This is a genomic window from Devosia sp. (genome assembly GCF_017307565.1).
Lineage (GTDB): Bacteria > Pseudomonadota > Alphaproteobacteria > Rhizobiales > Devosiaceae > Devosia.
Map to the genome: position 1 here is coordinate 1 of NZ_JAFKHD010000295.1, position 3,288 is coordinate 3,288.

Genomic DNA, 3,288 nt, shown 5'->3' on the forward strand with positions numbered 1-3,288 from the left:
CGCTCGGCACCGTGCTCGGCGGTTCGCTCGTTACCGAAGTGGTGTTCAACTATCCCGGCCTCGGCAACACGCTCTACCAGGCCATCATCGCCCGCGATTATCCGGTCATCCAGGGCCAGCTCCTGATCATGACCGCCGCCATGCTCATCGCCAATTTCGTCGTCGATCTCAGTTATGTGCTGCTCGACCCCCGTTTGAAGAAGGCCTGAGCCATGACGCTTTTCCGCCAGCTGCTCAGCAACAAGAAGGCCATGGTGGGTATCACCATCCTTCTCATCGTTGTCCTCGTCGCTATTTTCGCGCCCTTCCTCACCGAATATAGCCCGGTGAAGCGCGTCGGCCGTCCACACCAGGCGCCCTCATGGGAACATTGGCTGGGCACGACCCGTCTCGGCCACGACGTTTTTGCCCGCCTTGTCTACGGCGCCCGCGTCTCGCTCGCCGTCGGGTTCGGCGCCGGCCTTGCCATCACCCTCATCGGCACCGTCCTCGGCATCATTGCCGGCTACAAGGGCGGCGTCGTCGACGAGGTCATCAACTTCTTCACCAATATGGTTCTGGTCGTTCCCAACCTGCCGCTATTGCTCGTCCTCGCCGCCTTTATCGGCCAGGCGAGCCCGCTGGTGATCGCCGTCATCCTCGGCCTCACCTCCTGGGCCTGGGGCGTACGCGTCACCCGCTCGGAAACCCTCTCCATCCGCCAGCGCGACTACGTCAAATCGGCTGAAATGCTGGGCGAGCCGAGCTGGCGCATCATGGCCTTCGAGATTTTCCCGAACCTGATTTCCATCGTCGGCATCAATTTCATCGGCAGTGTCATCTTCGCCGTGATCACCGAAGCGACCCTGGAATTCCTCGGCCTCGGCGATCCAAACACCGTCTCCTGGGGCATCATGCTCTACAATGCCCAGAACGCCTCGGCCCTCTCGGTCGGCGCCTGGTGGGATCTCCTCGCCCCGTGCTTTGCCCTCGCCGTTCTCGGCCTTGGCCTCGCGCTCATCAACTTCGCCATCGACGAAATCGCCAATCCGCGCTTGCGTACGGGCGGCATGCTCAATCGCTGGACCCGCATGGTCCGTATCGGAGAGGGCAAGCTATGACCGATCCAGTCCTCTCGATCCGCAATCTCAACATCGACTATATCGGCGCCGAAAAGGACTTCCACGCTGTCAAGGATGTCAGCTTCGACATCGCCCCCGGCGAGTTTTTTGGTCTTGCCGGCGAGTCCGGTTGCGGCAAGTCGACCATCGCCTTCGCCGTCAGCCGCCTCCACCGCCCCCCTGCCCTCATCCGCAAGGGCAGCCAAATCCTTGTCGGCGGCCGCGATGTCTTGGCGCTCGATGACAACGAACTCCGCAGCTTCCGCTGGCGCGAGGTCGCCATGGTGTTCCAGAGCGCAATGAACTCGCTCAATCCGGTTCTCACAATCGAGACCCAGTTCTACGACGTCCTCAGAGCCCACAGCCGCATCAGCCGCGCCGAAGCCCGCACCCGTGCCGCCGAACTGCTAAAACTCGTCGACATCTCGCCCGACCGCCTCTCGTCCTATCCGCACCAGTGCTCGGGCGGCATGCGCCCGCGCATCGTCATCGCCATCTGCCTCGCGCTCAATCCAAAGCTCCTCATCATGGACGAGCCCACCACCGCCCTCGACGTGGTGGTGCAGCGCGAAATCCTGCAGCGCATCGACGTCTTGCGCAAAGAACTCGGTTTCTCCGTGCTCTTCATCACCCATGATCTCGGCCTGATGGTGCAGGTCAGCGACCGCATCGGCATCATGCTCGAAGGCGAGCTGGTGGAAGTCAACGACGCTCAGACCATCTACCGCACGCCCCAGCACGCCTACACCAAGCGCCTCTGGGCCTCGATGCCGAAACTGCATGGCGAACAGATCCGCGAGGGAGCCCAGTCATGAGCGACGCCATCCTCGCCCTCGACAATGTCAGCAAGACTTTTGGCCGCGGCGACAACCCCGTCTACGCCGCCCGCTCGGTCTCCTTCGGCCTCCATGCCGGCCGCACTTTGGCGCTGGTCGGCGAATCCGGCTCCGGCAAGACCACCGCCGCCCGCCTTATCATGCGCGAATATACGCCCGACGAAGGCCAGCTGCTCTTCCGCGGCACGCCCCTCGGCAAAGCGAACGCCAAGGCATTGAAAGCCTATCGCGCCTCGGTGCAGATGGTGTTCCAGGACCCCTTCGCGGCCCTCAACCCCACCCACACGATCCGCTACCATCTCGAGCGCCCGCTGCGCCTCCATCAGCCCAAGCTGAACGCCAAAGAGCGCACCGCCGCCATCGAGGAACTGCTCACCCGCGTCAAACTCGACCCGGCGCTGCTGATGCCAAAGTATCCGCATGAACTCTCCGGCGGCCAGCGCCAACGCATCAGCATCGCCCGCGCCCTGGCGGTCAATCCGCAGGTTATCGTCGCCGACGAGCCGACCTCGATGCTCGACGTCTCCGTCCGCCTCGGCATTCTCAATCTTCTCAATGACATGAAGGCCCAGCTGGGCTTGGCGTTGCTCTACATCACCCACGACATCGCCACGGCGCGCTATGTCGCCGAAGACATCATGGTCATGTATGCCGGCCAGATCGTCGAATGGGGAAACACCGAAAGCGTGCTGACCAATCCCCAGCACCCCTATACGCGGCTTCTTCTGTCCGCGGTCCCCGACCCAGACCGCCGCTTCTCGGACACGCGTTTCTCCGAAGAACTCAACCGGATCGAAATCATCCGCCGCCAGTCGGCGCTACCACAGCCGGAAACGCGGGAAGTCGCAAAGAACCACTTCATCCGGCCGATGCCGGAATAAGCATAGAAACAAAAATCCCCGCTTTCGCGGGGATCAACTGCCACCTCCCCCGTCGTCCACCGGGCTTGTCCCGGTGGTCCATGCGAAGGCGAGATGGATTGCCGGGACGAGCCCGGCAATGACGAGGACGGACGCTTACCAGCTAGCCAGCACAGCACCGTTGAACGTCGTCTCAACAAACGTGCGGATTTCATCTGAGTGGTACGCATCGACCAGCGCCTTCACCCACGGCTTGTCCTTGTCTTCGGTGCGAACGGCAATCACGTTCACATACGGACCCTTCGGGCTTTCGCGCAGGATCGGGTCGTTGACCGGATCAAGGCCAGCCTGTTCGGCATAGTTGGTGTTGATCCCAGCGGCGTCGACGTCAGGCAGAACGCGCGGCAACTGGGCAGCGTCGACTTCGAGAATCTCAAAGTTCTTGGGGTTGCCGACGATGTCAGCGACGCTCGTCGCGGTACCAACGCCTTC

At 62.4% G+C, this 3,288-nt stretch carries 5 protein-coding genes; 4 read left to right on the plus strand and 1 reads right to left on the minus strand.

Annotated features, from left to right (window positions below; all coding sequences use genetic code 11):
- From J0I64_RS08855 to J0I64_RS08870, 4 genes are all read left to right on the plus strand, one after another.
- Nucleotides 1-209, plus strand: a 209-nt coding sequence (locus J0I64_RS08855) for an ABC transporter permease subunit (protein ID WP_291407250.1), incomplete at its 5' end; no start/stop codon positions are given.
- Between the two features lie 3 nt (nucleotides 210-212).
- Entirely contained in the window at nucleotides 213-1,100 is an 888-nt protein-coding gene (locus J0I64_RS08860; protein ID WP_291407252.1) for an ABC transporter permease, read from the plus strand.
- On the plus strand, nucleotides 1,097-1,915 hold the full coding sequence (locus J0I64_RS08865) for an ABC transporter ATP-binding protein (protein WP_291407254.1): 819 nt from the start codon (nucleotides 1,097-1,099) through the stop codon (nucleotides 1,913-1,915). Before J0I64_RS08860 ends, J0I64_RS08865 begins: the two co-directional genes overlap by 4 nt.
- A complete protein-coding gene (locus J0I64_RS08870) occupies nucleotides 1,912-2,817 on the plus strand; it encodes an ATP-binding cassette domain-containing protein (RefSeq protein WP_291407256.1) in 906 nt (301 codons plus the stop codon). The genes J0I64_RS08865 and J0I64_RS08870 overlap by 4 nt, the downstream gene beginning before the upstream one ends.
- A gap of 135 nt (nucleotides 2,818-2,952) precedes the next feature.
- Here the strand turns inward: J0I64_RS08870 and J0I64_RS08875 are convergent.
- On the minus strand, nucleotides 2,953-3,288 hold a 336-nt coding region (locus tag J0I64_RS08875), incomplete at its 5' end, for a MetQ/NlpA family ABC transporter substrate-binding protein (protein ID WP_291407258.1).